2 protein-coding genes and 1 pseudogene are annotated in these 1,554 nt (G+C 34.1%); 1 reads left to right on the forward strand and 2 read right to left on the reverse strand.

Going from position 1 to position 1,554, the window contains the following annotated elements; genetic code table 11:
• Window positions 1-103: 103 nt before the first annotated feature.
• Window positions 104-850: an HAAS domain-containing protein gene (locus tag ACQV2R_RS08585; protein ID WP_428875146.1), complete on the reverse strand. Its 747-nt coding sequence runs from the start codon at window positions 848-850 to the stop codon at window positions 104-106.
• Window positions 840-1,202, reverse strand: a complete 363-nt coding sequence (locus ACQV2R_RS08590) for a PadR family transcriptional regulator (protein ID WP_428874021.1) — start codon at window positions 1,200-1,202, stop codon at window positions 840-842. Before ACQV2R_RS08590 ends, ACQV2R_RS08585 begins: the two co-directional genes overlap by 11 nt.
• A gap of 258 nt (window positions 1,203-1,460) precedes the next feature.
• Between ACQV2R_RS08590 and ACQV2R_RS08595 the strand changes: the two are divergent.
• A pseudogene (locus ACQV2R_RS08595) lies at window positions 1,461-1,554 on the forward strand (helix-turn-helix domain-containing protein); the annotation flags it as partial.

Genomic DNA, 1,554 nt, shown 5'->3' on the forward strand with positions numbered 1-1,554 from the left:
CTCATAGTTAATGGCTCCTTTTAATCTGTTTTGTTTGGTTATTTACCTATTAATATAGCTAATGAACTCTGCGTTTATTGAGTGTTACACTTGTTATGATAATTTATCTTTTTAAAACAAACCAAGCATACAGTGCAAATCCTCCTATCATAATAATCAAAGTTAAAATTTGCTTTAACTCGTAGGGAAGAGGCGATAGGTTTAAAAGATATTCTGGTAGTGTAATTAACAAAAGTGTTACGAGTAAAACCGCTGTTTTGGACCAAATTGATAATAAAATTAAGTTCAAAACCATGATAGACCCAATGAGAAGGCTGACGGTGGAGTCTAATGTTATAACTGGTGTTTGAGTCATACTATCTACATAATATAAAGCAACATAGGCAGCTATAGTTACAAGTGAAATAATAGCAAATACTAAATACTTCATTTTGTCTGATAATCTAGCTGGAATAATATTTCTAAAAGCAGCAAGCACTGCAACAATAAATGCTCCAGCAATAACTAAATGACCCATAATCTCTAGAATCGAAAAAGAGAATTCGCCTCTCATCAAATTAGGTAAGATAATGAAAGAATAGGATGCAACCATAATGCCAATAATATTCTTAATAGCAGAACGGTGATCAACTAACATTTCATTGGCTATTGACCTCATATAATCTTTAGGCGACGAACCAATAATATGCTCAATCGGCTTCCCTTGGCCTTCAGCTTGTATGAGATGATCTTCTAACTCACTAACTATCTCCTCAATCTCATTCGTTTCCTTACCTTTAGAAACTAAGTATACGGTTAGATTTTCTAAAAACTCTTTACTTTGTTTCGATAGTTGAGTATTATTTTCCATTTGTTCCATCTCCTTTATCACTATCCGTGTACGACTCTCTATTTAAAACCTTGTTAACGCTACTTTGAAGGTTTTCCCAGCGCTTAATAAAATGATCCAATTCATCTGCGCCTTTTTCAGTCAGGGAATAATATTTCCTTTTGGGACCTGCTGTGGATTTTTTTAGTGTCGATGATACTAAACCCTCTCTTTTCATTCGCATTAATAAAGGATAGATCGTACCCTCACTCATCGAATGAAAACCATAACGGGATAATTTTTCTGCCAGTTCATAACCATATACTTCTTTATTTTTTATAATCATCAGAATGCATCCATCAATGACTCCTTTTAACATTTGTGTAGAAGACAAATTACCCCTCCTTTTACAGAACGAATTCACTATCTTGTATTACATAGTATTTTAAGATTATTATACAGCTAGCTACCTTGTAATGCAAGAGTTAGTTTAAAATTCAATTACCCCTTCTTAAAGATGAGGTGACTCTTCTAATATTAAGTTTTGGTGAATTGTAAAATGAACTTAGCCATATAAATTAGAAAAAGAGCCAGTGAGTCTGCTAATCTATGTAGTAACAACACAGACATAGAATAGCAGACTCCACATGGCTCAAACCGAGCAATCACTCGGTTACTCGGACGTTCACCTCAGACCATTCATACAAAAGTGAAACGCGGGACAGTTACTCAGAAACGCAAACAAT

It is taken from the genome of Facklamia sp. P12937, assembly GCF_050409505.1.
Classification (GTDB): Bacteria; Bacillota; Bacilli; order Lactobacillales; family Aerococcaceae; genus Facklamia.